We start from the raw sequence: 258 nt of genomic DNA, 5'->3' as shown, positions 1-258 counted from the left end.
GCTTTGGTGGTCAAGGCGTTTTAACTGCTGTTGAAAATGTTAACGGCGAAATTGCTAAAGCTGTTATCGGTTTAGATGTTACTGATCAACGTTTAATCGATCAAACTATGATCGATCTTGATGGTACTCCAAATAAAGGTCGTTTAGGTGCTAATGCAATATTATCTGTTTCATTAGCAAGTGCTCGCGCTGCAGCTGATGAATTAGGTTTACCTTTATACGAATACTTAGGTGGACCAAATGCTCATGTTTTACCAA

General features: G+C 38.4%; 1 pseudogene. It reads left to right on the top strand.

Annotated features, from left to right (window positions below):
• Window positions 1-258: pseudogene (locus QP324_RS12110) on the top strand (hypothetical protein); the annotation flags it as partial.

It is taken from the genome of Corynebacterium sp. UMB0012 (assembly GCF_030216265.1).
Classification (GTDB): domain Bacteria; phylum Actinomycetota; class Actinomycetes; order Mycobacteriales; family Mycobacteriaceae; genus Corynebacterium.
This window is presented reverse-complemented; position numbering and strand designations above follow the sequence as displayed.